The sequence below is a fragment of the Pseudoalteromonas sp. bablab_jr011 genome (assembly GCF_016464045.1).
GTDB classification, from domain to species: domain Bacteria; phylum Pseudomonadota; class Gammaproteobacteria; order Enterobacterales; family Alteromonadaceae; genus Pseudoalteromonas; species Pseudoalteromonas lipolytica.
This window is the reverse complement of record NZ_JACDWU010000274.1, coordinates 1-203: the sequence shown is the minus strand read 5'-3', so window position 1 is coordinate 203 and position 203 is coordinate 1. Positions and strand designations below refer to the sequence as shown.

Sequence of the window (203 nt, the reverse complement as noted above, 5' to 3'; positions counted from 1 at the left end):
GCCAAACAAAAGGCTGGGCTAAACAAGTCTATTTTAAACGTTGGCTGGCACATCATAGAGACTTACACCAAATACAAGGCCTACCAAGCAGGAAAAGCCGTCTTCAAAATACCCGCCCCGCATACCAGTCAGGAGTGCGCTGAATGCGATCACACTCACCCCGACAACCGTAAATCACAAGAGCTATTTGTGTGCGGTAACTG

Annotated in this window: 1 protein-coding gene; it reads left to right on the top strand. The window is 48.3% G+C overall.

The window, feature by feature from the left end; all coding sequences use genetic code 11:
• The coding region (locus tag JIG41_RS23325; RefSeq protein WP_199525084.1) for a zinc ribbon domain-containing protein at window positions 1-203 on the top strand (203 nt) is incomplete at both ends.